24 protein-coding genes are annotated in these 24,092 nt (G+C 70.6%); 2 read left to right on the top strand and 22 right to left on the bottom strand.

Features of this window, described 5'->3' with window-relative positions; all coding sequences use genetic code 11:
* Positions 1–34: 34 nt before the first annotated feature.
* The 18 genes from OHB21_RS23610 to OHB21_RS23695 all read right to left on the bottom strand — a co-directional run bounded on the left by OHB21_RS23610 (position 35) and on the right by OHB21_RS23695 (position 17,491).
* A complete protein-coding gene (locus OHB21_RS23610) occupies positions 35–343 on the bottom strand; it encodes a transcriptional regulator (RefSeq protein ID WP_067511121.1) in 309 nt (102 codons plus the stop codon).
* On the bottom strand, positions 340–921 hold the full coding sequence (locus OHB21_RS23615) for a hypothetical protein (RefSeq protein ID WP_147265848.1): 582 nt from the start codon (positions 919–921) through the stop codon (positions 340–342). Before OHB21_RS23615 ends, OHB21_RS23610 begins: the two co-directional genes overlap by 4 nt.
* Before the next feature lie 71 nt (positions 922–992).
* Entirely contained in the window at positions 993–2,267 is a 1,275-nt protein-coding gene (locus OHB21_RS23620; RefSeq protein ID WP_067511119.1) for an FAD-binding oxidoreductase, read from the bottom strand.
* 174 nt (positions 2,268–2,441) lie between these two features.
* Complete coding sequence (locus tag OHB21_RS23625) at positions 2,442–4,004, bottom strand: alkaline phosphatase D family protein (protein WP_067511118.1); 1,563 nt, start codon at positions 4,002–4,004, stop codon at positions 2,442–2,444.
* A 220-nt stretch (positions 4,005–4,224) separates the two neighbouring features.
* The gene (locus OHB21_RS23630) at positions 4,225–5,748 is read right to left on the bottom strand and encodes an ABC1 kinase family protein (protein WP_195126024.1); all 1,524 of its coding nucleotides are present in this window, start codon (positions 5,746–5,748) and stop codon (positions 4,225–4,227) included.
* Between the two features lie 180 nt (positions 5,749–5,928).
* A complete protein-coding gene (locus OHB21_RS23635) occupies positions 5,929–6,492 on the bottom strand; it encodes a sporulation protein (protein WP_195126023.1) in 564 nt (187 codons plus the stop codon).
* Positions 6,425–6,781: a sporulation protein gene (locus OHB21_RS23640; protein ID WP_084537875.1), complete on the bottom strand. Its 357-nt coding sequence runs from the start codon at positions 6,779–6,781 to the stop codon at positions 6,425–6,427. The genes OHB21_RS23635 and OHB21_RS23640 overlap by 68 nt, the downstream gene beginning before the upstream one ends.
* A gap of 163 nt (positions 6,782–6,944) precedes the next feature.
* Positions 6,945–8,738: a BCCT family transporter gene (locus tag OHB21_RS23645; RefSeq protein WP_328436062.1), complete on the bottom strand. Its 1,794-nt coding sequence runs from the start codon at positions 8,736–8,738 to the stop codon at positions 6,945–6,947.
* Positions 8,739–9,394: 656 nt separating this feature from the next.
* Positions 9,395–9,865 carry a hypothetical protein gene (locus OHB21_RS23650; protein WP_195142213.1) on the bottom strand — a complete coding sequence of 157 codons (471 nt, stop codon included), beginning with the start codon at positions 9,863–9,865 and terminating at the stop codon, positions 9,395–9,397.
* 43 nt (positions 9,866–9,908) lie between these two features.
* Positions 9,909–10,397, bottom strand: a complete 489-nt coding sequence (locus tag OHB21_RS23655) for a hypothetical protein (RefSeq protein WP_195126021.1) — start codon at positions 10,395–10,397, stop codon at positions 9,909–9,911.
* Between the two features lie 211 nt (positions 10,398–10,608).
* Positions 10,609–11,187 carry a pyridoxamine 5'-phosphate oxidase family protein gene (locus tag OHB21_RS23660; protein ID WP_067511115.1) on the bottom strand — a complete coding sequence of 193 codons (579 nt, stop codon included), beginning with the start codon at positions 11,185–11,187 and terminating at the stop codon, positions 10,609–10,611.
* Between the two features lie 146 nt (positions 11,188–11,333).
* Entirely contained in the window at positions 11,334–12,476 is a 1,143-nt protein-coding gene (locus OHB21_RS23665) for a metallophosphoesterase (protein ID WP_113975168.1), read from the bottom strand.
* Between the two features lie 354 nt (positions 12,477–12,830).
* The gene (locus OHB21_RS23670; RefSeq protein WP_067511114.1) at positions 12,831–13,574 is read right to left on the bottom strand and encodes a lysophospholipid acyltransferase family protein; all 744 of its coding nucleotides are present in this window, start codon (positions 13,572–13,574) and stop codon (positions 12,831–12,833) included.
* A gap of 137 nt (positions 13,575–13,711) precedes the next feature.
* A complete protein-coding gene (locus OHB21_RS23675; protein WP_067511113.1) occupies positions 13,712–14,725 on the bottom strand; it encodes an ROK family glucokinase in 1,014 nt (337 codons plus the stop codon).
* The gene (locus tag OHB21_RS23680) at positions 14,722–15,306 is read right to left on the bottom strand and encodes a hypothetical protein (protein WP_228791590.1); all 585 of its coding nucleotides are present in this window, start codon (positions 15,304–15,306) and stop codon (positions 14,722–14,724) included. Before OHB21_RS23680 ends, OHB21_RS23675 begins: the two co-directional genes overlap by 4 nt.
* Before the next feature lies 1 nt (position 15,307).
* Positions 15,308–16,573: an ArsA family ATPase gene (locus tag OHB21_RS23685; RefSeq protein WP_084537873.1), complete on the bottom strand. Its 1,266-nt coding sequence runs from the start codon at positions 16,571–16,573 to the stop codon at positions 15,308–15,310.
* A 41-nt stretch (positions 16,574–16,614) separates the two neighbouring features.
* Entirely contained in the window at positions 16,615–17,052 is a 438-nt protein-coding gene (locus OHB21_RS23690) for an SRPBCC family protein (RefSeq protein WP_067511112.1), read from the bottom strand.
* Between the two features lie 49 nt (positions 17,053–17,101).
* On the bottom strand, positions 17,102–17,491 hold the full coding sequence (locus tag OHB21_RS23695) for a polyketide cyclase / dehydrase and lipid transport (RefSeq protein WP_067511111.1): 390 nt from the start codon (positions 17,489–17,491) through the stop codon (positions 17,102–17,104).
* Positions 17,492–17,508: 17 nt separating this feature from the next.
* Between OHB21_RS23695 and OHB21_RS23700 the strand changes: the two genes are divergently transcribed.
* Positions 17,509–17,634 carry a hypothetical protein gene (locus OHB21_RS23700; RefSeq protein ID WP_267470199.1) on the top strand — a complete coding sequence of 42 codons (126 nt, stop codon included), beginning with the start codon at positions 17,509–17,511 and terminating at the stop codon, positions 17,632–17,634.
* Here OHB21_RS23700 and OHB21_RS23705 read toward each other — a convergent pair.
* From OHB21_RS23705 to OHB21_RS23720, 4 genes are all read right to left on the bottom strand, one after another.
* Entirely contained in the window at positions 17,619–18,746 is a 1,128-nt protein-coding gene (locus tag OHB21_RS23705) for a glycosyltransferase family 4 protein (protein WP_067511110.1), read from the bottom strand. The two genes, OHB21_RS23700 and OHB21_RS23705, sit on opposite strands and share 16 nt — an antisense overlap.
* A gap of 51 nt (positions 18,747–18,797) precedes the next feature.
* Positions 18,798–19,799 (bottom strand): hypothetical protein, encoded by a 1,002-nt coding sequence (locus OHB21_RS23710; RefSeq protein WP_195126020.1) that lies wholly within the window; start codon positions 19,797–19,799, stop codon positions 18,798–18,800.
* 6 nt (positions 19,800–19,805) lie between these two features.
* Complete coding sequence (locus OHB21_RS23715; protein WP_324192114.1) at positions 19,806–20,870, bottom strand: NlpC/P60 family protein; 1,065 nt, start codon at positions 20,868–20,870, stop codon at positions 19,806–19,808.
* A gap of 217 nt (positions 20,871–21,087) precedes the next feature.
* Complete coding sequence (locus tag OHB21_RS23720; RefSeq protein ID WP_067511107.1) at positions 21,088–21,666, bottom strand: C40 family peptidase; 579 nt, start codon at positions 21,664–21,666, stop codon at positions 21,088–21,090.
* Positions 21,667–22,261: 595 nt separating this feature from the next.
* Between OHB21_RS23720 and OHB21_RS23725 the strand changes: the two genes are divergently transcribed.
* The gene (locus OHB21_RS23725; protein WP_195126018.1) at positions 22,262–24,025 is read left to right on the top strand and encodes a DEDD exonuclease domain-containing protein; all 1,764 of its coding nucleotides are present in this window, start codon (positions 22,262–22,264) and stop codon (positions 24,023–24,025) included.
* Positions 24,026–24,092 lie beyond the last annotated feature (67 nt).

Below are 24,092 nucleotides of genomic sequence, written 5' to 3' on the forward strand. Positions count from 1 at the left end.
GATGAGTGCGCCGGTGTGAGCGGTCCGCGCCCCTTCACTCCTCGGCGGCGGCGATGAGGGCGCGCAGGGCGGTGAGTTCGGTGTCGAGGGCGGCGCGGCCGGCTTCGGTGATGGTGAACCAGGTACGGGGGCGGCCGCGGCCGGTGGTTCGGCTGCCTTCGATGAGGCCGGCCTCGTCGAGGACCTTGATGTGGCGGTTGAGGTTGCCGTCGGTGAGGTGCAGGGTGTCGCGCAGGGCGCCGAACTCCATCGACACGCCGCTGCGCAGCAGGGCGAGGATGCCCAGGCGGGTGCGCTGGTGGACGGTGTCGTCGAGCCCGACGGTCGGGTGCGGATCGCTCATCGGCGGGCGGGATCGGTGTGGAGCAGTTCGGCGAAGGTCGCCAGGGCGGCGGTCGCGCCGACCGCCAGGGCGAGGATCACGTAGCCGTCGGCCGGGTCGGTCAGCGTCACGACGATCGCGGCGACGAAACTCACCGCGCCCACCACGGCGAGGGTGACCGAGCGCATCGCCACACCGAACACGGCGAAGCCGATGCCGATCGTCAACCACGGCGCGGCGAATCCCCAATCGCCGTCGATGAACAGGCCGAGCAGCAAGGTGCCGGTGAGCATCGCCAGGCCCGTGACGCCCAGCACCAGGCCGCGCATCTCGGGCAGTTGGGTGCGGCCGGTGGCGAAGTACCAGCCCGACGCCACCGCGGTGAGCGGCGCGACGAACAGCCAGTACAGCCCCACGCTGCCCCGCCCTTCGAGCAGGATGCCCGCGGGCACCGACGCCAGGATCGTCACCGCCACGCACAGCAGCGGAAACCAGGCCGCCGACGCCATCCGCCACCCGCGGGCGGTGAGGTCTTCGATATCGCCGACGAGTTGCCGCGCCCGCTCGGCATCCGGATAACTTTGCGATGCAGAGTTCATGCCTTCAACTTTGCATCGCAAAGTGAGGGCGCGTCAAGGGCGCCCACATCTCGGTGCGGTACCGGTTCCGATCAGGCCGTGTCGTAGCGCATGGCGTGTTCCGACGCGCAGATCTCGTCGATCCCCGACACGATGTCGCGCAGGAGTTCGGAGGGCAGGGCCGACGGCCGCAGGCGGCAGGTGAAGGTGATGAGGCCGTGGTCCTCGGCCGGAAGGTTGCGGGCGGCCGCTTCGGCGCGCAGGTAGGTCGAGCGCACGCCGTAGGTCATCGCGGAGATGACGGTGAAGCAGCCGGTGCGTTCCCGGTGCCCGGAGAACAGGTCGTGCAGCCGGTAGAACACCGACCCGTACGTGGACAGCGGCGCGAAGACGCCCACGCGGTAGGCGGGTCCGCGCTCCGAGGAGCTGATCACGGTGTCGGCCAGGTACTCCGCGTCGCGCAGGGTGAGCACCTTCGGCGCGAACATCAGCGCGCCCGCGGCGGCGTTGCGCACCGGCATGCCCGCGCGACCACCCGCGTGGGAGGCGATGGCGCCCAACGACTTACGCGTGCGCGCACCCACCTCGCGACGAGCGCGCAGCGACCGGGTGGGCGTGGTGGGATACAGGCTCGACCACTGCCCGAACCGCACCGTCCCCAGCTGCACGTGCCCGGTGCCGACCGGCCGCGCCACCTTCAGCGGTGCGGTGTCGACCCAGCGGCCCACCTGTAGCGCCGCGTTGCGCGGGCGCACGATCTCGGTGTGCGCGTGCTCGACGAACGAGTCGAAGTCGAGGAACCGGTCGGCCTCGGTGGTGAGCCAGGTGTGGTCCTTGTCGATATCGATCGCGTCCAGGGTGAGCGCGGTGATGATCCCCGCGCGCCCGCCCGCGCCCAGGATCCGGTGGAAGCGCTCGGTGTGGTGGTTGCGCCCGCAGGTGCCGATGCGGCCGTCGGTGTCCACGTACTCGAGGTCCACGATCTGGTCGATGAACAGTCCGTAGCGGTGCGAGGCGCTGCTGACGCCGCCGACGGAGGCGAATCCGCCCGCGGTGATGTCGCGGTGGTCGCCGACGACCGGCAGGCCGAGGCCGTGCGCGCCGAGCCTGCGGTCGATGTCGGAGAGCTTCGCGCCCGCCTGCACCCGCACCGTGCGCCGCCCCAGGTTGATGTCGAGCACCTGGTTCATCCGCCGCAGCGAGACCACCGCCCGCGGATCGGGCAGGCCGAGTCCGTCCTCGAGCGGTTCGCCGCCGCGGACCGTCAACCGCTCCGAGCGACCCCGTGAATCCCGCACTGTGCGAACGACATCCGCCGTGTCGCGGGGGAGATATTCTTCGGAGGAGACAGACTGCGGCGTGCTCATGGCACGACACTTAACCACAGTCCGGGCGGTGGTGTGCACCCGAACTTCGTCCCCGTTTTCACTCCCGTCACCCACCCCCTCCGACCTGCGGCGATGCGGTGTGATCGGGGTCGAACCGGACGGTCTGCACGGTGCCGCGAGCGACCTCTCGAGGTGTCCGCATCGGCCCCAACGTCACCGTCCCGGTGCGGGCAGCTTCTGGGTGAACAACACCGCGCCGGTCCCGTCGCACAGGTTCACGGTGAGTTCGGCCGAGCGCCCGTCGATCAGCACCTCGCCGAAGTGTTGGAACGTCGCGTCCAGCGGCGAGGTGTTCGGCTCCGGCGGGGCGTGCACGAACACCGCTTCCGGGCCGAACGTCGCGTCGAGGTCGTTGGGGCCGAACGCGCCCGCGTTGAGCGGTCCGGAAACGAACTCCCAGAACTCGTCGAAGTCGGTGAACGCGGCGCGCTCGGGGGAGTAGCGGTGCGCGGCGGTGTAATGGACGTCGGCGGTCAACCACACCACGCCCGTCACCCGGTTCGCCTTGATCGCCGAAAGCACCTGCGCGATCTCGGTTTCGCGGCCCGAGGGCGCACCCGGGTCGGCGTTGGCGGGGCCTTCGAACGCGGTCTTGCCGTCGGGCACGATCACGCCCAGCGGCAGGTCGTTCGCCACGATCTTCCAGGTGGCGCGCGAATCGCGCAGCCCGTCGATGAGCCACCGCGTCTGCTGCGGGCCGAAGATGCGGCCGTCGGGCGAGGTGTTGGCGCCGTTCGCGTCCTTGTAGGTGCGCATGTCGAGCACGAACACGTCCAGCAGCGGGCCGTAGGAGACCTTGCGGAACAGCCTGCCGTCCACGGCCTCGCGCGGATCCAGCGGCATCCACTCGTGGAACGCCTGCCAGCCGCGCGCCGCGAGCGTGCTCATATCGCGTTCGGTGTAGCCCTTGTCGGCGGCGACGGTGCCGCCCTCGTACCAGTTGTTCACCGCCTCGTGGTCGTCCCACTGCACCAGCTGCGCCACCGAGGCGTTGAACGCGCGGTAGTTCTGGTCGCTGAGGTTGTAGGCGTACTGGCCGCGGAACTCGTCGAGGGTCTGCGCGACCGCGCTCTTGGCTTCGGTGACGGTGTTACGCCACACCCGCCCGTCGGGCAGCGTGACCGATTCCTTCAGCGGGCCGTCGGCGTATACGACGTCGCCGGAATGCAGGAACAGGTGCGGGTCGCGGGCGGCCATGGTGGAGAAGATGGTCATGCCGCCGAGGTCGGGGTTGATGCCGTAGCCCTGGCCGGCCACGTCGCCCGACCAGTGCAGCTTGATGTCGGACGGGCTGTCGGGCGCGGTGCGGAACACGCCGGTGACGGGTTCGGAGGTGGCGCCGTCCTCGCCTTCGAGCGTGACGCGATAATGCACGGTCTGGCCCGCGGGCAGGCCGGACAGGCGCACCCGTCCGGTGCCGTCGCTGTCGGGGGTGAGTTGCGGGCCGGTGAATCGCCGTGCGTCGGTGAAGGATTCGGTGGCGGAGGTCTCCACGATCAGCGTCGCGGGCTGATCCGACCGCGCCCAGATCAGCGCGCCGTCGACGCGCGGATCGCCCACCGCCACGCCGTGGGTGAGCGAGGGCCGCGCCCGCACCAACGCAGGCCCGTCGTCCGACCCGCACGCCACCAGCGCCGGACCGGCGACCAGCCCGACCGCGGACCCGCGCAACAGCGTGCGCCGGGAGATACCGAATGCAGAACCGCTGTGAACCATGCGCGCCACCCTGGCCCAGCAATCCCAATGCGATGTGAACGTGTGCTGGACTGTTGGCCAACTCCGGGTCGGCGGGTGGTGCGAGCGAACTCGTGGCGCGCGGTGGGAACCGCCGTTCGCTTTCAGTGAGGGTGGCGGCCGGTGCGGAACGACCGTCGAGTTCTGCGGCACATAGCGGTGCCAGGCGGAGGGCTGCGGAATCGGCTCGCGCGGTTCGCCGTCAGCGATCGTCGTCCGGCCGTGGCACGGCGGAATCGTGAGAAATGTTCGGCACGGCCGAGATTCGGCGCGGCGGTGGCGGATTGCCTTGGGGGAGAGGCAGTTCCATCGAAGCCAAGGCGGGCAGGGGCTTGGTGGCCGGAGGGAGGTCGTCGAGTCCGAGGGCAGCGATGACGTCGGGGAACCAGCGGTTGCATTCTTCGCGCAGGGGCAGTTCCGGCTGGAGTTGCGACATCACGCTGATGCCCGCGAGGAAGGTGCGCAGCATGGGGGTGTGCTCGGCGGGCATGGTGAGCTGGCGGATGACGTTGGACAGGCGCAGATCCACGGTCGCCGAGACGCGTTTGCGCAGCCAGGTGGTGGTCATGCGGAAGGTGGGGTCGAGCATGGCGTCGCGGATCGGGGCCAGCTGGTGCAGCACGCGCGGAATGTCCACGGCGCGATCGGGTTCCATGTAGCCGCGCCTGCGGATCGCCGCTTCGATATCGGTCGGGTCCTCGGAGAGGATCGCGCGCGCCATATCGGTGAGCGCGTCGAGGTAGCCGGGCGGGAAAGGCGCGCACGCGCCGAAATCGACCACGCCGAGCCGCCCGTCGGGCATGATCCGGAAGTTGCCGGGGTGCGGGTCGCCGTAGAGCAGTCCGGCCCGGACCGGGCCGGAGAGCAGGAACCGCAGCACCAGCAGACCCGCCCGGTCGCGGTCCAGCGGCTGGTTCTGGCCCAGCACCCGCGAGAGGGAGACGCCGTCCAGCCAATCGGTGATCAGGACGTCGCCGACCCGCGCGACCACGTCGGGCACCACGAAATCGGGATCGTCGGCGTAGGCGGCGGCGAAGGCGCGCTGGTGCGCGGCCTCCAGCTCGTAGTCCAGTTCCTCGCCGATGTAGGCGCACAGGGCCTCGATCACGGCGCGGGAATCCGCGCCCGGCAGCAGGGCGGTGAACAGCGGCGCGATCCGGCGCAACGCCTGCAAGTCGCTCAGCACGGCCTCGCGCGCGCCCGGGTACATGATCTTCACCGCGACGCGCCGCCCGTCGTGCCACACCGCGCGGTGCACCTGCCCCACCGAGGCGGCCGCGGCCGGGCGGTCCTCGAATTCCAGGAACCGGGTGCGCCACGTGGGGCCGAGTTGCTGAGCCAGCACGCGGTGCACCATCGGCGGCAACATCGCGGGGGCGGAATCCTGGAGTTGGCCGAGCGCGTCCCGGTACGGCGCGGCGAAATCGGCGGGCAGCGCCAGCTCGTACAGCGCCATCAACTGGCCCAGCTTGGCGACGCAGCCCTTGAGTTCCCCCAGCACTTCGAACAGGTGTTGTGCGGTCCTGGCCTGGATATCCCGGTCGATCTCCTCCGCCGAACGCCCGAGCATGCGCTTGCCCGCCCCGGCCATCCGGCGGCCCGCGAACGCCACCGGCAGACCGGCCAGCCGCGTGGTGCGGGCGAAGCCGCCCGTCGGCGGATCGCCGCCCGCGTCGACACGCCTCGGCAGCTTCAGGATTCGACCGTCGTTGTCGCGGCGGACCATGCTCACCTCACTCGGACGCCGACGCCGACCGCCCCTGCCCGCGATCGCGCACCGGCGTCGTGCGGAACAAGGCTACCAACCCGCCCCGCCGCGCGAAGGTGACGGAGCGACCCGACCGGTTCGACCACGATCCACGCACCTGGCGCGGCGAGCGTGCGGACGCTCCCGGCACCGCGCCGATCAGCGCGACAGTCCGCTGATCAGGTGGTGCAGCTCGCGTGCCGAGTCCACACCGTGGATGCGGTTGTGGTCGACGCGCAAATGACCCGGTCTGCTTCGGGGGCTGGTCAGCGCGCCTTCACTGCCGATGACGACGTACGCGTTGGTGACGTCGAATCCGGGCTGCAAGGAGAGCGACAGCAGGTCCGCCCCGGGGAACTGCGGTGAACCTCCGAATCGGATCTGCTGGATCGCCGGCGTGAGACCGCCGAGGTCCGAGCCCGCGCGGACGCTGGTGCCGAGCAGCGGGAATCCGAGACGTCCGACCGCCTCGAGAACGGCGTCCTGGGCGGGCGTCGCCGCGACGACGAGCGGGACGGTCACGTTCGCGTCGGCCGCGGACGGAATCGCCGCCACGGCGCGCAGCGCGACCGCGATGGCGGGCAGCGGCCCACCGTAGTGATGGGTGATCGGTGTCTCGAACGGCACACCGGCCGTGAACCGGAGCTCTTGCGTGTCACCGCCGTCGAGATGCAGCGGACCGTGCACGACGTTGCTGCCGAAACAGACATCGTCGTCGGCCACGCCGCCCGAGGCGTCGTCGACGATGCTCTCGAACCAGGTCGGCCGGGCCGGAGGTCGCGGCGTACTCGGCTTGCTCGGCACGATCCAGCAGGCCCGGCTGCTCGGGCTCGACGTCGGCTCCGGCGACGAATTCGATACCGGCGCAATCGATGTCCTGCCCGATCAGCCCGCCGGTCAGCCGGATCACGCCCTCGAGAACGTCGCCCGGCCGCACCTGCGGTGCGAACATCTCGACTTCGATCTCGGCGCGCCCGACACCGACCGCCGCCAACATCTTCCTGAACACCATGAAGTAACCTTCTTTTTCGCCGACACAGTACCTGCTGCGCAAGCAGACGCGGGGGTATCTCGTTGTCCGCGAGTGGATTTCGGGTCAGGGCGAAGGACGATCTCCCGTGGCCACGAGCGATCTCGGCGCCGAAGGTGCTGTCTGCGAGCGGGTTCCGGGCGGGTCAGGTGGCGGGTTGTTCCGGTTCGTCCTCGCGGCGTGTTTCGCCCGGGCCGGTGCGACCGTCGACCTTCCCGTCCGTCTTCAGCGTTTCGGTGACGAGTGTGGTCGCCTCGTCGACCTGGACGGGCTCGGTGACGAGGGCGAAGTCGCCGTCGTGCATCTCGGTGCCGAGTTCCACCGCGACCTCCACCAGTTCCACGCCGCGGTCGGCGCGCAGGATGAGTGGGTCCTCGCGCAAATCCTTGTACAGCGACACGCACATCGCGGCCATGACCAGCAGGAAGGGCAACGCTACGACGGTGGTCAGGGCTTGCAGGCCGCGCAGCGCTCCGCCGAGATCGTCCGGATCGGCGATCACCAGCATGATCGCCGCCACGGCGCCGGTGGCCGCGCCCCAGAACGTGACGGTGAGCCGAGACGGTTCGATGCCGCCCCGCTCGGACAGCGTGCCCATCACCAGAGCGGCGGCGTCGGCGCCGGAGACGAAGAAGATGGCGACCAGGATCATCACCAGGATCGTCGTGGCGGTGGCGATCGGGTAGTGATCCAGCAGGTGGAACAGGGCGAAGTTCTCGTTCACCGACCCGTCTGCCTCGGTCAGATCGCCGTGCTGGGACTGCTCCGCGATACCCGCTCCGCCGAACACCACGAACCACACCAGGCTCACGATGGTGGGCACCAAGAGCACGCCCGTCACGAATTGGCGGATGGTGCGGCCCCGGCTGATCCGGGCGATGAACATGCCGACGAACGGAGTCCAGGAGATCCACCACGCCCAGTAGAAGATCGTCCACAGTGACAGCCAATCTTGCGTGGCCGTATCACCGGCGCCGGTGCGCGAAGCCATCGTGGGCAGCATGTTGACGTAGTCGCCGAGGGCGGTCGGGATCAAATTGAGCATCAACAGCGTCGGTCCCGCGACGAACACGAACGCCGCGATGACCAGTGCCAGCACCATGTTGATATTGGACAGCCACTGGATGCCGAGTTCGATGCCCGACACCGCCGAGATCACGAACGCGACTGTCAGTCCGGCGATGATCGCGACCAGCCCGGCCTTGCCGACGGCATCGATCCAGCCGTTGAACTCCATGCCCGCGCCGATCTGCAACGCGCCCAAGCCCAGTGAGGCCGCCGACCCGAACAGGGTCGCGAAGATCGCCATCATGTCGATGACCCGTCCGCCGAGCCCGTTCGCCCTGCGGCCCAGCAGCGGCCGGAACACCGAGGAGATCAGTTGCGAACGGCCTTTGCGGAAAGTGCTGTAGGCGATGGCGAGGCCCGCGACGGCGTAGATGGCCCACGGGTGCAAGGTCCAGTGGAACAGTGTGGTGGCCATCGCGATCTCGGCGGCTTCGGGGGAACCGGGCGCGGCCGTCCCCGGCGGCGGAGTCACGAAGTGCGACAACGGCTCCGCCACACCCCAGAACATCAGGCCGATGCCCATGCCGGCGCTGAACATCATCGCGATCCACGACACCGTGCGGAACTCGGGCTTCTCGTCGTCGGCGCCGAGCGGGATGCGGCCGTACCGGCTGGCCGCCAGCCAGATCACGTAGACCACGAACGCCGTGGCGAGCAGCACGAACAGCCAGCCGGTGTCGGTGATCACCCACGTCTGCGCGTTCGACGCGGCCGAGGCGAGCCCCTCCTTGTCGAACACGCCCCACAGCACGAAGCCGACCGAACCGAGCGCGGTGATCCCGAAGATCAACCAGTCCAGCCGGGGTTTGCGGGCGGGTTCGCCGGGATCGGCGCCAGACGCTGCGGTCCTGTCCGAAACATCGCTTGCCATCGGATCAGAATCCTTTCGGAGAAGCCAACGCCTCGGCATATCGCTCGGCATCTGGTGCCAGTGCTACAGGTGTGGGCTGTGTCCTGGCTCGGCGTTGGGCGTGGTTCGGTGGGCTGGAGTCCTTTCCCCTTCGGATTATTGCTCGGCGGTTGCTGTTGGTCCTTCAGGTAGACGCTGTGTCCTGGCCCGGTGTCGGGGTGGGCATGCCGGAACCCGCGCTATCCCGGCGCGACACCGCGGTATCCGGATCGCGTTCCGGACGGGAGAGTTACCAATCGGAACGAACTGAAACCTCGCCTTTTCCGTCTGTGACCGAACCGGAGGTCGATTCAGGGCCGGCCGCGTGATCCAGTCCCCGGGTGCCGTCACGCCGGGGCCCAGCGGCAGGGTCGCCGACGACATCCTCTCGGGATGCTCGGCCGGGGCGGCGGGGCCGGCTCGTCCGCACGGTGAAACCGGGTGGCTCCTCGCCCCCAACGGCGGTCCGCGATGCGCCGAGAGATCAACGGCGCTGGTCTGGTCCGAGTACCGGCGCGACGGGCCGCCCTCGTGTGGCGGGTGCCGACTCGCGTCTCGTGCAAGGGGGAACCGTCGAAGGCGTGTCCGCTGCCGCTGTCGCGGTGACCGGTCTCACGGCGCAGGCGCCGCACGTGGAGTCAGCACCACGTGTCTATGTACTTCGTGCTCGACACCACCTGATTGGGTGACAATGCCTCGACGAATATGGAATGCGTACGTTTTTGTCCGGGCGCGGCGTCGAACTCGACAAGTCCTGCCAAGGTGTGGGAACCTGCCGACCCGGCCTCGTACGTGTGCAACTCGACAGCGCGAATGCCGTTCACGACCGGTCGCAACTGGTAGGTACCGGCAGCGCTGGTCTCTATGACCATCGTGTACCGTAGGTGTCCGTCGCAGGATCTGGTCAAGTGGCCCCTGTCCCAGCTGACCTCGATATTCCGAACCTTGAAACCGCCGTAGAAATACGCATAGATGGTGGGGGCTATCAGCAGCGCGCCCACGGTCGCGAGCCCCAGCTGGCGCCACTTGTTGTTGATTACCGGGAGTTCGTGTCCGAACAGGCTGACCCCGCCGCCGATGATGGCCGCCACGATGCATGCGATCCCCACGATATCGATGGGAGAGGCGCTAGACCACATGTCGCCGTCCTGCCTAACAGTCCATTGCGATGGAGAATGTGCTGGATATCTTGTTGGGTTCCTCGATCTGGAATGTATAGTCCCGAGCTCCATGGATCGGCGAGAATACGCTCCGGAAAGTATGGTCGCCGGGCCCGCTCAGGCCGAAGGCGCGCGCCTCGTTGGATCGGCCGTCCGGATAGGAGACATTCCCGGTGAAGACTCCGCTCCCGCCGGCGCTGCGGACTTTGACCACATATTCGATCCAGGTGCAGTCGTCGGATTCGACCGGGAACACCTCTAGCTCGACGATTCGCATATGACCGGAATGCGCAACTACTTGAGGAATGGTCATCAGCGCGATTCCGGCCAGCAGCACGATGAACTGGCGTCGGCTCGAGGCGAGTATTCGCAGTTCGCGGCCGAGGGCTTTGAGTCCTCCCGCGACGATTCCCGTGATTACCGCGAGCGCTCCGAGAATGAAGATCGGGCTTGTCAGATCCCACCACACGGCAACCTCCACAGACTCGCGGACTCCACCGCTACGGGGATCATATCTCGTTGCGGCTCAGCGCAGTTGGCGGAAGCGGCGACCGGGCGGAACGCCACTGTGAGAGAAACGGCGCGTGCCAAAGCATCCGTATCGAATCAAGCAGGGCGAGCGATCGAGTATTACGCAATCACCGGCGCTCTCGGACAATCGGGCGCGGAGTGCGAACGTGTGGGTCGACCGCCTACCGCACCACCGTCGACGGGAGCGGGTGGTCGGGGTCGAGGGCGGGGAGCCCGTCGAGGCTGTGGGCGTTGTCGCCGACTATGCGACCCGCGTATTTCTCGTCCGGCTGGCGGGCGTGGTGGGCGTCGAGGACGGGGCGTTCGCCGACGAGGTCGTAGTAGGGGACCGAGTACCCGCAGGAGTCGGCGATGCGATCGACCTCGATCACGATCATGGCGCGGATGCCGGGGTGGTCGAGTCCGAAAGACCCCTTGTGGCGGTGGAATTCGTCGCTGTCGGGGCGGACGATGCGCCCGGTGCCGAACAGGCGCAGGATGCGGGAGTTGCGGGTGAACGAGCAGAACATCAGCGTGATGCGGCCGTTCTCGCGCAGGTGGGCGATGGTTTCCGCGCCGCTGCCGAACAGGTCGAGGTAGGCGACGGTGTGGTCGTCCAGCACCGCGAAGGTGTCGCGATATCCCTTGGGAGACAGGTTGATCCGCCCGCCTTCGAGCGGCGCGGTCGCGACGAAGAACATGGCCTGCTCACCGATGAACTTGCGTAGCGCGTCGTCCAAGTGCGGAAACACTTTTCCCATCGTCGCCTCCCACGTGGTGTGGGCTCCAGCGTAACCAGACGGATTCGCTCGCCGGCGTGAGATTTTTCTCGATCGGCGTCGCCGCGGGTCACGAGAGTGGCGGCCGCCGAGGCGGAATCGGGATGATCCGAAAGGTTGTGGCGGGATTACCCGACGGGCCGGGCGGCGGACCGCAGAGTGAGCACGGTGATCTCACTCGGTGCGAAGACGCGGAGCTGGGGACCCCAGAATCCGGTGCCGCGACTGGTGTAGAGCTGGGTGCGCCCGTGCGTGGAGAGCCCGGCGACCACCGGTTGATCGAGGCGGACGAGGTAGTGGAACGGCCAGATCTGGCCGCCGTGGGTGTGGCCGGAGATCTGGAGGGCGACGCCGGCGGCGGCACTGTCGGCGATCTGTTTCGGTTGGTGGGCCAGGAGAACGACGGGGGCTTCGGTCGGTGTGCCCGCCAGGGCGGCGGGGAGGTCGGGGCCGTGGCCGGGCAGGGAGGCGCCGGTGGGGTCGTCGATGCCCGCGATCACCAAGGTGTCGGAGCCTCGGGTGAGCGTGCGGTGTTCGTTGTGGAGGGGCTGCCAGCCGAGGCCGGTCATGTGGTCGATCCAGCCTTGGGCGTCGCCGAAGTACTCGTGGTTGCCGGTGATGTAGAAGCGGCCCAGCGGCGCCTCCACCTTGCCGAGCGGGTCGACCTGGGGACGGCGCCTGGGCACCGGACCGTCGGCGAGATCGCCCGCGTGGCAGGCGATGTCGGGGCGCTGGGCGTTGACGACCTCGACCACCCGCTCCGACCAGCGCAACCGGTCGAGCGCGGCGAAGTGCGTATCGGTGACGACCACCAGGCGCAGGCCGTCGAACGCCGCGCCGAGCCCCGGGATCGAGACGTCGACCGCACGTACCCTCGGCACCCGCCGGGCCTCCGCGATTCCCCAGGCGACGAGCACGAGCGAGACAGCCGCGACGCCGGCCGCGATCATCCGCGATCGAGCCGGGTCGCCTACCCCCGCGACGGCGAGCACCGCGTGCAGGAGCGCCCCGATCGCCGACCAGCTGAACGCGATCCAGACGATGCCGAGCAGGGTGTCACCCACGATCGACGCCGGGTCCGAGTGCGCGGGTCCGTGCCCGGCGATCAGCAGCAGCGGGAGCAGCGCGAAGCCGAGTGCGCAGACGGCGGTGCCGAGCCAGAACAGCACACCGGATCCGCCGGTGGGCGCGTGGACCAGGATCCACCAGGGGAGCGCGAACAGCAGCGCGGGGATGGTCGGCAAGAGGAGCAGGCGCACAGCGATCTTCACGGGGTTTCGTCCTCGTGGCGCACCCGGCTCCCACCGCGAGAACACTCGCGGGGAGGCGTCGCGACGCCGTGTCGAATCGGTCAGATGTAAGCAGTGTATGCGGTGGTGGAGTCGAGCGTCGTGACCACTTCGGAGCAGGCGCGTGGGCTCGTGCGGCGGGCGGCCGCATCCGATCGCTCGACCGCGTCTGGTGGAGGAGTGCTGAGCCGCGCCGTCGCGTGGGACGCTCGCCCGAGTGGTCCAGGACGCCGGCACCGCCGTGCGGCGGACAACCCGAGCCGAGCGCCGTCACACGCCCGGAACGACAACGGCCCCGGACCTTTTGGAAGTCACGGGGCCGTCGAACGCGAGCGCTCAGCTGGCGGCGGTGTCGGGGATGCGGCGGGGCGTGGGCTCGGCCTTGGCCCCTTCCGGCTTGGACCCGGAGGGGACGCCCTTGAGGCTGTGGGCGTAGACGTCGACGTACTCCTGGCCGGTGAGGCGCATCAGCTCGTACATCACCTCGTCGGTGACGGCGCGCTCGACGAAGCGGTTGCCCGCCAGACCCTCGTACCGGGTGAAGTCGATGGGGGCACCGAACTTGAGGGTGACCTTGCGGCGGCGCCACTTGAACGGTCCGGGCGGGGAGACCTGGTCGGTGCCGATCACGGCGACCGGGATGACGGGGACGCCGGTCTCCAGCGCCAGGCGCGCCATACCGGTCTTGCCCTTGTAGAGGCGGCCGTCGGGGGAGCGGGTGCCCTCGGGGTAGAGGCCGACGAGGCGGCCCTCGTCGAGGAGCTTGCGGGCCGCGTTGAGCGCGTCCTCGGCGGCCGAGGCGCCGCTGCGGTCGATCGGGTACTGCCCGGTGCCGCTGAAGAAGAACTTCTGCAGGCGGCCCTTGAACCCGGGGGTGTTGAAGTATTCAGCCTTGGCCAGGTAGTTGATGCGGCGCGGGCTCAGCAGCGGCGCGAACAACCAGTCGGCGAAGGACAGATGGTTACCCGCCATGATGGCGGGGCCGTCGGCAGGGATGTTCTCGACACCCTCGACGGTGGGCCGGTTGTAGAGATGAATGAACGGTCCCAGCAGCACGAACTTCAGCAGCCAGTAGAACATGACGTCCTTCCCCCGGGACCGGGATGAGTGGGCGGGTAACCTGCGTCGTTTGCGACTCTACCGCCGGGCGTGGATCACATCCAAGCGCAGCGCTGTATCTCACCACAATCGGCGCCGGGCGGCTCCGCGCGGGTCCCTCAGCGACCGCTGCGCGCGACCTTCGGCGGCCGCCGGTCCGCCTCCACGAGCAGCGCGCGCGCCAGTTCGGCGGCGCCGATCATGCCCGCCGCCTCCCCGAGCTGGGTGGTGCGGATGCGGGCCAGCGGGCGGTGCCCGGCGCCGGTGACCGACCGCGCGTACTCCTCGCGCGCCTCGTCCAGGAACAGCGGCGCCGAACTGCTCACCCCGCCCGCGATCACCACCAGATCCGGATCGAAGATGTCGCTCACGAACGCCAGTCCCAACCCCAGCCACTTCGCGAAATCGGCCATCGCGGCGGTCGCCACCGGATCGCCGTCCTGCGCCGCGCCCGCCACCCGGCGCCCGGTGAGCGAACCGGGATCGCGGAACACCTCTCTGGCCAGCACGGTGGAACGCTGCGGGTCGGTGGCGAGCAGTTCGATGGCGGTGTCGGCCAGCGCGGTGCCGCTGCAATAGCGCTCCCAGCAGCCGTGTTTGCCGCACGGGCAGGCGCGGCCCTGCGGCACCACCTGGAGGTGGCCGAGTTCGGGGGCGACGCCGTGCGTGCCGCGATACAGCTTGCCGTCGATGAGCAGCGCGGCTCCGATGCCGGTGCCGATGGCGACGAGCACCACGTTGTGCCCGCCCGTCGCCGCGCCGAACCGGTACTCGGCCCACGCGGCGGCGTTGGCGTCGTGCTCGAGCAGGACGGGCAGCCCGAGGCGGTCGGTGAGCCGCTGCGCGACGGGCGCGTTCTGCCAGGGCAGATGCGGGGCGAAGCGCACGGTGGAGCGGTCGGCGTTGATGAAGCCCGCCACCGCCAGGCCGACCGCGCCGATCGGGTGCCGGCGGCACAGTTCCCGCACGGCGCGGTCCAGCGCGTCCTCGAGGGCGCGGGCGCTGTGCGGGGTGGGGGCCTGCACGGTGTCGAGCACCTCGCCCTGCCCGTTCACCACGGACGCGCGAATGTTGGTGCCGCCGACGTCGACTCCGACGGTCAGCGGGAGCTGGGTGGTCACATGGTGCGTCATGCCTTGATCGTCACGGGGATGCCGACGTAGCCGGAGCGCTTGCGCGCGGCGGCCGGGCGTTGACGGGAGCTGTTCTGGAGGGTGGACGGGTCGGAGGCGCCGTCGGTGTCACGCGCCGTCGCGTTCCCGGCGGGATCTTGCCGACGGTCCGCTGCCCGGCTGTCGCGCGGCGCGTGCCGATCACCGGTGGCGTCTCCGGCCGGGGCGCGGTGGGCATCGGCGTCCCGCGTGCGCTCGCCAGTATCCGACTCCGCCTCCGGATGATGGTGCGGCACACCTGTTTCCGGATCGAATTCGGTCGGCAGCACCGGCTCGACCGGCACCCCGGCCAGCGCCTCGCGCAGCACCGTGACGATCGCGGTGCCGTGCTCGGCGATCGCGGCGACCACCTCGTGGTGCTCGCCGCGCACCAGCGCCGCCGCCGCGCACACCGGGCACCAGCTGCACGCGGCCCACTCCGGCTGCCCCTGCGCGGCGCTGCGCCGCAGCACCGGTTCGACGCGTTCGAGCACGGTCTCGGCCAGCAGGCGTAGTTCGTCGGCGAATTCGGCGAACGAGTCGGGCTGGGTGTCGCGCGTCATCTCAGCGGCCCTCGGGGGTCGCGGGCCATTCGGCGGGATCGGGACGGAAGCGCACCACCAGGTAGCCGCTGTCGAGTTCGGCGGCGTCGACCGTGCACCGCCGCAACACCGGCGCCAAACGCACCCGCCGCCGGACGCCGTCCGCTCCCACGATCAAATCGTCCTCCACTCGTCCCAAACGCAGCGTCGCCGGATCGACGACCGGCAGGTGCATGCGCAGCGCGTACACCGAATGCAGTCCGTCGCCCGATTCCCATCGAACCACCGGCTCGCCGGAACCGGGCCGATCCGCGGCCGGATTGTCGCCAAGCATAAGGGCTCGAGCGGCCTCCGACGTGGCGTCGACGGCGTAGGAGAGCGCTTGCAGCGAGCCGATGCCGACCGGCTCGGGACCGGTGTGGCCCGCGATCAGCACCGGCGTGGGCGCCATCGAGCGCCGCAGCCGGTCCACCGCGTCCAGCTGTTCGGCGCGCCGGTTGGCGTACCAGTGCACGGCCGGGTGCACCGACTCGATCGGGCCTTCCGGTTCGGGGACCGCGGGCAGCACCTTGTTCACGATCACCGCGTCCAGGCGCAACCCGAGCAGCGCGGCCGCGGAGCGCACGCGTTCGGTCTCGATCACCGCGACCCGTTCGGCGACCGTCACCAGCGTCGCGCCGGTGCGGCTGTGGTCGGCGAGCAGATCGCGCACCTCGCCGACGGCCTTCGCGATCTTGTCCACCGTCGCGGCCAGCACGGCGCGGCGCAGATCGGTGCTGATCACGCTCATCGCCCGCGCGTGCGGCGGCCAGACCCGCTCCAGATATCCCAGCAGGGTTTCGGGGGCGGTGACGATGCGCAGCATGTCCGCCGAGGGCGGGCAGTCGATCACCAGCACGTCCCAGTCGTCCTCGTCGGCGTACTGCGCGATCTCCACCAGCATGAGCAGTTCCTGCACGCCGGGCAGGCCGGTCAGTTCCGCCGGGTCCAGGGCGGACAGGTCGAACCCGTGGTCGTGGCGCGCGTCGCCGAGCACGCGGACCACCTCGCGGAACCGGTCCTCGAGCAGCGCCAGCGAATCCACTTCGATCACATCGAGACCGGGCAGCACGCGGGCGACGCCGGTGACCGTGCCCGGATCGTGCGGGAAGCGGAAGCCGAGCGCGTCACCGAGCGAATGCGCCTGGTCCAGCGAGGCGAGCAGCACGGTGCGGCCCGCGCGGGCGTGCGACATCGCGGTGGCGCAGGCCAGGGTCGTCTTGCCGACGCCGCCCTTCCCGACGAACAACTCCAGCCGGGTGCGGGCGCGCTCGGCGTTCGCGCGCGCGGTCAGCCTTCGACCCGTTTCTTCAGTTCCTTCAGCGCGGTGTCGGTGATGACCTTCTCCGCTTTGCGCTTGAACATGCCGATCATCGGGATGTTCAGATCCACGGTGAGCTCGTAGGTGACCAGCGTCGCGCCGTCGGGCTCGTCGGCCAGTTCGTAGGTGCCGTCCTGGGCCTTCTGCAACTCACCGCTCACCAGCCGCCAGCTGACCGCCTTGTCGTCGGCGCGCCAGTCGTAGGACAGCACGTAGGTGTCCTTGACGACGCCCGCGTCCAGCACGAAACGGGCGGTGCGGGCGCGGCCGTCGGCGCCCTTGTCGAGCACCTCGACGGATTTCGCCGCCGCCACCCACTCCGGATACGACTCCAGGTCGGCGATGACGGCCATCACCCGATCCGACGGCGCCTCGATGCGGATCGACCTCTGGGTCCGGTCGGCCATGGTGGTCAGCAGTTCCTTTCCGGCGCCGCTGCGGGCGCCGCGGGGATCGTCAGGCCGCGGCGGTGGGCGACACGCCCGCGGGGCGGCCCGCCTCGAGCCGGGCCTTGATCTCGAACGACATCTCCTTGCCCGCGACGCGGCGCTTGCGGTTGGCGGCCGCCAGCTCGCGCGGGGACATCCGCCGCGCGCCCTCGGGCTCGCAGTGCAGGAAGTAGTGCATGATCACCCCGTCCAGCGAGGGCTCCAGCCACACCTCCATGGTGCCGGTCAACGCGCCGGTCACCGACCAGCGAATCCCCTTGTCGCCGCGGTCTTCCCGCACGTCGAGGGTGAGATCGGGCCACCATTGCCGCCACTTGTTCGGACCACCCAGCACCTCGGCGACCGCCGCGCCGGAGGCGGCGACGAACGTCTGGTCCGCGACCTGAATGCTGCTCACCCCGCTGAGCGTAGTAGATGACCGTCACAGACGGATTCGTCGCCGGGGGCGTGGGCGTCCGCGCCGGGGGTGCGATCGTGGGCGGCCGGGTCAACGTCGCAGGTGGCGCGGGTTCCGGGCGGTTCGGTCAGCGCAGCAGCTGACGCAGGCGCGCGCCGTGCGTGTCCCACCGCCAGTTCTCCTCGACCCACGCCCGACCGGCCTCGCCCATGCGGGCGGCGGCGTCGCGGTCGGCGAGGATATCCACCAGCGCGTCGGCGATCTCGGTGACCTTGCGGCCGTCCACCACGCGACCCGTCCGGCCCTCGAGCACGGTCTCCGGCGCGCCGCCGGACCGTCCGGCCACCACGGGCACACCGGTCGCCGACGCCTCCAGGTAGACGATGCCGAGCCCTTCGACGTCCAGGCCCCCGCCGCGCGTGCGGCACGGCATGGCGAACACGTCGGCGAGGGTGTGGTGGGCGGCCAGTTCGGCCGAGGGGACGCGGCCGAGGAACTTCACGTCGTTCTCGACGCCGAGCGCGGCGGCGTAGGCGCGCAGCTTCTCCTCGTACGGGCCGCCGCCCGCGATCACCAGCACCGCGCCGTCCACCCGTTCGCGGATGTCGAGCATGGCGGTGATCAGCATGTCCTGGCCCTTGCGCGGCACCAGCCGCGACAGGCACAGGATGGTGGGCCGGTCGCCGAGGCCGTAGCGGGCGCGCAGCTCGGCCCTGGCGGCCGGGTCGGGACGGAACTTCTCGGTGTCGACCCCGGGCGGCAGGTACTCGAGCGCGGCGTCGCGGCCGAACGCGGAGGCGAACCGGCCGCGCGTGTATTTGCTGACGTAGGTGACGACATCGGTGTGGTCGCCGATGACGCGCAGCGTCTGGCGCGCGCCGGGCAGCATGGACCAGCCGACCTCGTGGCCGTGGGTGCTGGCGAGGATGCGCTCGGCGCCGGCGCGGCGCAGCGCGGGGGAGAGCAGCGCCAGCGGCGCGGCCGCGCCGAACCATACGGTGTCGCATTTCTCGTCGCGCAGCAGGCGTGCGGCACGCCGCAGCACCAGCGGGGTGGGCAGCATCAGCGTGGTCGGATGCCGGACCACCTGGAACTTCTGCTGGGCGTCGTACTTCAGGTGCGAGTCGCCACGCCAGCGGGGCGCGTAGACAACCAGATCGTCGGGGGCGAGCTGGCCCGCCATCGCCTGCAGATACGACTGGATACCGCCCGGCCGCGGCGGGAAATCATTGGTCACCAGCAGAGTTCGGGCCATGGGGGACAACCTACTTGGTGCGGCGGGCGCGGCGCCGCCGTGGTGGCTCGGTCATCGGGGGCGGGCCGGCAGCCAGTCGCGCCAGCCCGCGACGAAACTCGCGCGGCCGGTGCCCAGCACCTCGCGCAGGATCGCGTCCTCGCCCGCGACGTCGACCGGGGCCGCGGCGAGGCGGCGGTAGAGCGCGACGAGTCGCGCCTCGTCGTAGCGCTGCGCGACGTACTCGCTCACCGACCACGCCTGCTCGTAGGCGAGCACGGCGTTCGCACCGCCGAATTCGGGATCGGCGGGCAGATCGGCGGGCAGCGCGCCCCGGCGCAGGTCGGCGTCCAGGGTGGGGGCGATATCGGCGAAGGCGCGTTCACCATTGCGGTGCGCGGCGTACTCGGCGAAACCTTCGAGCATCCACTGCGGTGCGCCGTCGACGGTCTGGGCGCGGGCGGCGATGTGGGTGAGCTCGTGGCGCAACAGCGTGCTCATCGCCTCGGGGGACAGGCGGCGTCCGGCGTCGGGGCTGAACACCACGCGCTGGCCGGTGGGCTGGGTGCCCGGGGTGAACGGGTCGGAGACCGAGGCGGCGGCGACGCCGGTGAGCATCTGGGCGCCCGCGCGCACCAGGGCGGCGAACTCCGACGGGGTGGCGGCGACTACCACCAGCGCGGAGCGCGCCCAGTCCGGACCCCACAGGTCGGTGACCGAGGCGATCGCCTCGGGCAGGGCGGCGGCCAGCACCTCCATATCGGCGCGGTGGCTCGGGTGCCCGGCGACCAGCGAGTCGCGGCCGTCGGCGCCGGGGACGGTGACCGTCTCGATCGGGCCGAACGGTTCGAGCGTGCGGCGCACCGCCGCCAGGCGCGGGTCCTCGGCGGTGGGTTGGCCGGCGCTGTCGGTCACGAGGTGCTGAGCGGCCGGAGCGTCGGGTGTGACCGAATACGGCAGCGCGACAAGGGCGCCGCACACACCGGTGAGGAGGACGACGGCCGCCGCGGTGAGGACGAACTGGCATCGTCCCCGCGCTGTGCACCAGGCTCGTGCCCGTCGCCAACCGTCCATGGGTCCCTAGTATCGCCTGGCGGAATGGAACGGCGTGGAATCCATCGGCGCGACGGCCACCGGCACGCCGAAGGTGGAGGCGTGCAGCATCAGCCCGTTGCCCGCGTAGATGCCCACATGCGAGATCGAGGGGTAGAAGAACACGACGTCGCCGGGTTGCAGCTGGTCGCGGCTGACCGGGGTGCCGTAGCTCGCCTGCTGGGAGCTGGTGCGCGGCACGTTCTTGCCGACCTGCTTGAACGCCCACTGCACCAGGCCGGAGCAGTCGAACTGGTCGGGGCCGGTGGCGCCCCACACGTACGGGTCGCCGACGCGGGTGAGTCCCGCGGCGAGCGCGCTGGTGCCGCTGCCGGGCACCAGCCCCTGCAGGAGGGTGTCGCGGTCGAAGCCGGGCGGGAAGGGGGAACCGGCCAGCGCCGACTTGTCGCCCGCCGACAGCGCGCCCCACGCCTCGACGACCTGCGCGATGGCGCCGCCCAGATCGCTGCGCTTGCGCTCCAGATCGGCGCGCACGCGCTCGGCCTCGGCGGCGGCGCTCCCGGCCGCGTCGGCGGCGGCGCGGGCCGCGGACTCGGCGGTCTCGGCGGCGTCGGTGGCCTTCTTGAACCGGCTCAGTTGATCCGTGGTCTGCTGGGTGAGGACGTCCAGCGTGGACATCTGATCGAGCAGGCGCTGCGGGGAATCGCTCACCAGGACCGCGTACATGCGGTCGGTGCGCGCGCCGGTGTAGGTGGCGATCGCGGTGCGGTCGATGACCGGCTGGTACGCGCGGACCTCGGCGCGGGCGGCGTCGGCCAGGCGGGTGGCCTCGGCCAGTTTCGCGTCGGCCTCGCGCTGGGCGGCCAGCTTGGCGTCGAGTTCCTCCTGGACGCCGAGCGCCTGCTGATTGAGCTGTTCGGACTCGCGCGACAGCTCGATCATCCGCTGCACGGCATCGCTCGCGGTGGCGGGCAGCGAGGCCGGATCGGCGCCGGCCGGGCCGCCCGCGCACAGCGCGGTGACCAGGGCGGTGGCCGTCAGCGCGGCGCCCACCAGACGCTTGGCGCGAAGTCCTCGATGCTCAGCGGTCACAGCCTGCCTGCCCCGTTCTCTCGTGATGCCGACTCGTGCGGTGGAAAGCGACGCTGTCGCCCAGACGGAGCGCGGAGACGGGTTCGGCGGCTCTGCTCCCCGGGTAGGTCTCATTTAGGTTACGAAACGGCCGCGGTCGGTGTCCAGTGGAGAACGAACCGATCACGGCCGGCGGGCGGAGAACCGGGTCGCGACGGGCGCGACCCGGTTCCGCGGATCAGAAACGGCGGGCGCCCGCGAACGGCATCGACGAGATCGGGGCGATCATCACCGGGGTGCCGGAGGTGGAGGCGTGGATGACGTTGCCGTCGCCCGCGTACAGGCCGGAGTGGCCGCCGCCGTAGAACGACACCAGGTCGCCGGGCTGGAGGCTGTCGAGCGAGACCGGGCTACCGGCGGACAGCTGCGCGCCGCTGGTGCGGGGCAGCTCCATGCCGGCCTGGCGGTAGGCCCACTGCACGAGGCCCGAGCAGTCGAAGGCGTTGGGGCCCGCGGCGCCGTAGACGTAGGGCGCGCCGAGCTTGGTGCGGGCGGCGTCGAGCGCCACCTCGCCGAGGGTCTTCTGCGGCGCGACGAACGGCGGCGGGGTGCCGGGCGGGGTGCCGAGCTGCAGGCCGGGGATCTCGGCCGGGATCGGCAGGCCGTCGGGCACCTCGAAGGTGCCGATGCCGGGGATGGTCACCGGCTGGGCCGAGGCGGGCGCGGCGGGGAGGAGGAACGCGCCGATGGTGGCAGCGCCGAGAGCTCCGGCGGCAACGGCTCGCTGCGCCTGTCGCTTGACGGTGTTGGTCGCCATGATGCGGGTACTTCCTATCTGCCCCACGACGCCGCACCCGGTGGCGCGGCGGACTGCGTGGCACCGCACCGGTCTGGCGCGGCGAACTCCGTGAGGTCTCGAAAAGGTTACGAACACGTCACGAGGGTTTGTAAAGTCGCGGGCATCCGAAATGCGGGCGCTCAACAATTGGCCGTGGGTATATCTGCGAGGTATCTCACAGCAATCACGAAACGATAACGACGGCGCGTAGCCGGCCCGCGGGCGCCTCGCCGCGGCCCGGTGTCTCAGGTGGGCGTCGGCGTGTCGCGGGGTCCGATTTCCGGAGATATCCCCAGGTCACACCGCGTGTTCCAGCATAGGTCGCGCTATGGAACCGGTCGCTTGCCCATGTGTGCCCCCGTGGGGTGCCCGCGCCGTCCCTCCGGCCTGTACGCCGTATCGGACACGCCCGGGCGCTCATTCATCGCGCGCGGAAATGTGATCTGGCTCGCTTTTTCGTGTTCTAGATCATTCCGGGGGTATTCGAGCGAAGTCCTCGCGCGAGAAATTCGGACTTTTCACGCGATTCGTCGCGTGCGCGGATCTGTCGGACCCCGGTCCTAGGCTGCACGCCGTGCCCGACCCCGCCGCGCGCCGGGCCGCTGCCGTGCAGCTGGCCTTCGACGAACTCGACACCCCGCTGTACGACACCACGTTCGTGGTCGTGGACCTGGAGACCACCGGCACCAGCGCCGAGGCGGACGCCATCACCGAGATCGGGGCGGTCAAGGTGCGCGGCGGCGAGGTGCTGGGGGAGTTCGCGACGCTGGTGAACCCGGGCCGGTCCATCCCGCCCGCCGTCGTGCACGTCACGGGCATCACCACCGCCATGGTCTACGAGGCGCCGCGCATCGAGGCGGTGCTGCCCGGCTTCCTGGAGTTCGCGGCGGGCGCGGTGCTGGTGGCCCACAATGCCCGGTTCGACACCGCCTTCCTGCGCGCGGCGGCGTCGCGCTGCGCGCTGGAGTGGCCGAAGGCGCCGGTGCTGTGCACGGTGAAGCTGGCGCGGCGCGTGCTCGGCCGCGACGAGGCGCCCTCGGTGCGCCTGGCGACGCTGGCCAGGATCCTGGGCGCGAGCGTCCAGCCCACGCACCGCGCGCTCGATGACGCCCGCGCCACCGTCGACGTCCTGCACGCGCTGATCGCCCGCGTGGGAAACCAAGGGGTGCACAGCCTCACCGAGCTGATGGACTACCTGCCCGATGTCACGTCCACGCAGCGCTCGAAACGCACACTGGCCGTTGATCTCCCGCGCGCCCCCGGCGTGTATCTGTTCCGTGGACCGTCCGACGAAGTCCTATATATAGGGACGGCGGTGGATCTGCGCCGCCGTGTGCGCAACTACTTCACCGGTTCGGAGACCAGGGGTCGGATGAAGGAGATGGTGGCGCTGGCCACACGTGTAGACCACGTGGTGTGCGCGCACGGGCTCGAGGCCGGGGTGCGGGAGCTGCGGCTGCTGGCCGCGCACGCGCCGCCCTACAACCGGCGGTCCAAGTTCCCCAAGCGCGCCTGGTGGCTGACGCTCACCGACGAGCCGTTCCCGCGCTTCGCCGTGGTCCGCACCCCCACCCGGGATGCGCTGGGCCCCTTTACTTCCCGGCAGGACGCGGCCGACGTGGGCGCGACCCTCGCCGAACACGCCGGGCTGCGCACCTGCACCACCCGACTGCCCCGGACGGGCCGCCACGACTGCCCGCCCGCGGTGGTCGGCGGCTGCCCGGCCGCCACACCCGCCGGAACACCGGCGGACACAAAGGAATACGCGCCCGCGCCCGCCGCCGTGCGCGCCCTGTTCGCCGGCGCCGACGACGCGGTGCTGCGCGCCATGCTGGACCGCATCGAAACCCATTCGAATGCGGAGCATTTCGAGGCCGCCGCCCGGTTGCGAGATCGCGCGGCAGCGGTGATCCGCGCCGTGCACCGCACCCAGCGGCTCGCCGCCGTCGCGCGGGTCGCCGAACTGATCGCCGCGCACCCCGACGGCGCGGGCGGCTGGGATTTCGCGGTGATCCGGTACGGCCGCCTGGCCGGGGCCGGCGTCGCTCGCCGCGGCGCCCCGCCCATGCCGATCGTCGACCAGATCGTCGCCGCCGCCGAAACCGTGCTCCCCGATGGCGACGACGCCACCGGCCCGCCCCTGCGCGGCGCCGTCCCCGAGGAGACCGGCCTGATCGCGCGCTGGCTGGAACGCCCCGGCACCCGCCTGGTGCGCGTCAGCGAGGGCTTCCGCGAGCCCCGCTTCGGGGCGGGCCGCCTGCTGGGCTGGGCCGCGGCCGCGGAGTCCGCCGCCCGCACCCGCCCGGTCGAGGACGACTACGTCGACCATCGCGGCTGACCCGCGCTCTCGTTCGCGTGGCCGCCAGACCTGGACAATCGGCACTCGACGAGCACCCCACGAGACC

This window comes from Nocardia puris (assembly GCF_036051655.1).
Taxonomy (GTDB): Bacteria; Actinomycetota; Actinomycetes; order Mycobacteriales; family Mycobacteriaceae; genus Nocardia; species Nocardia puris.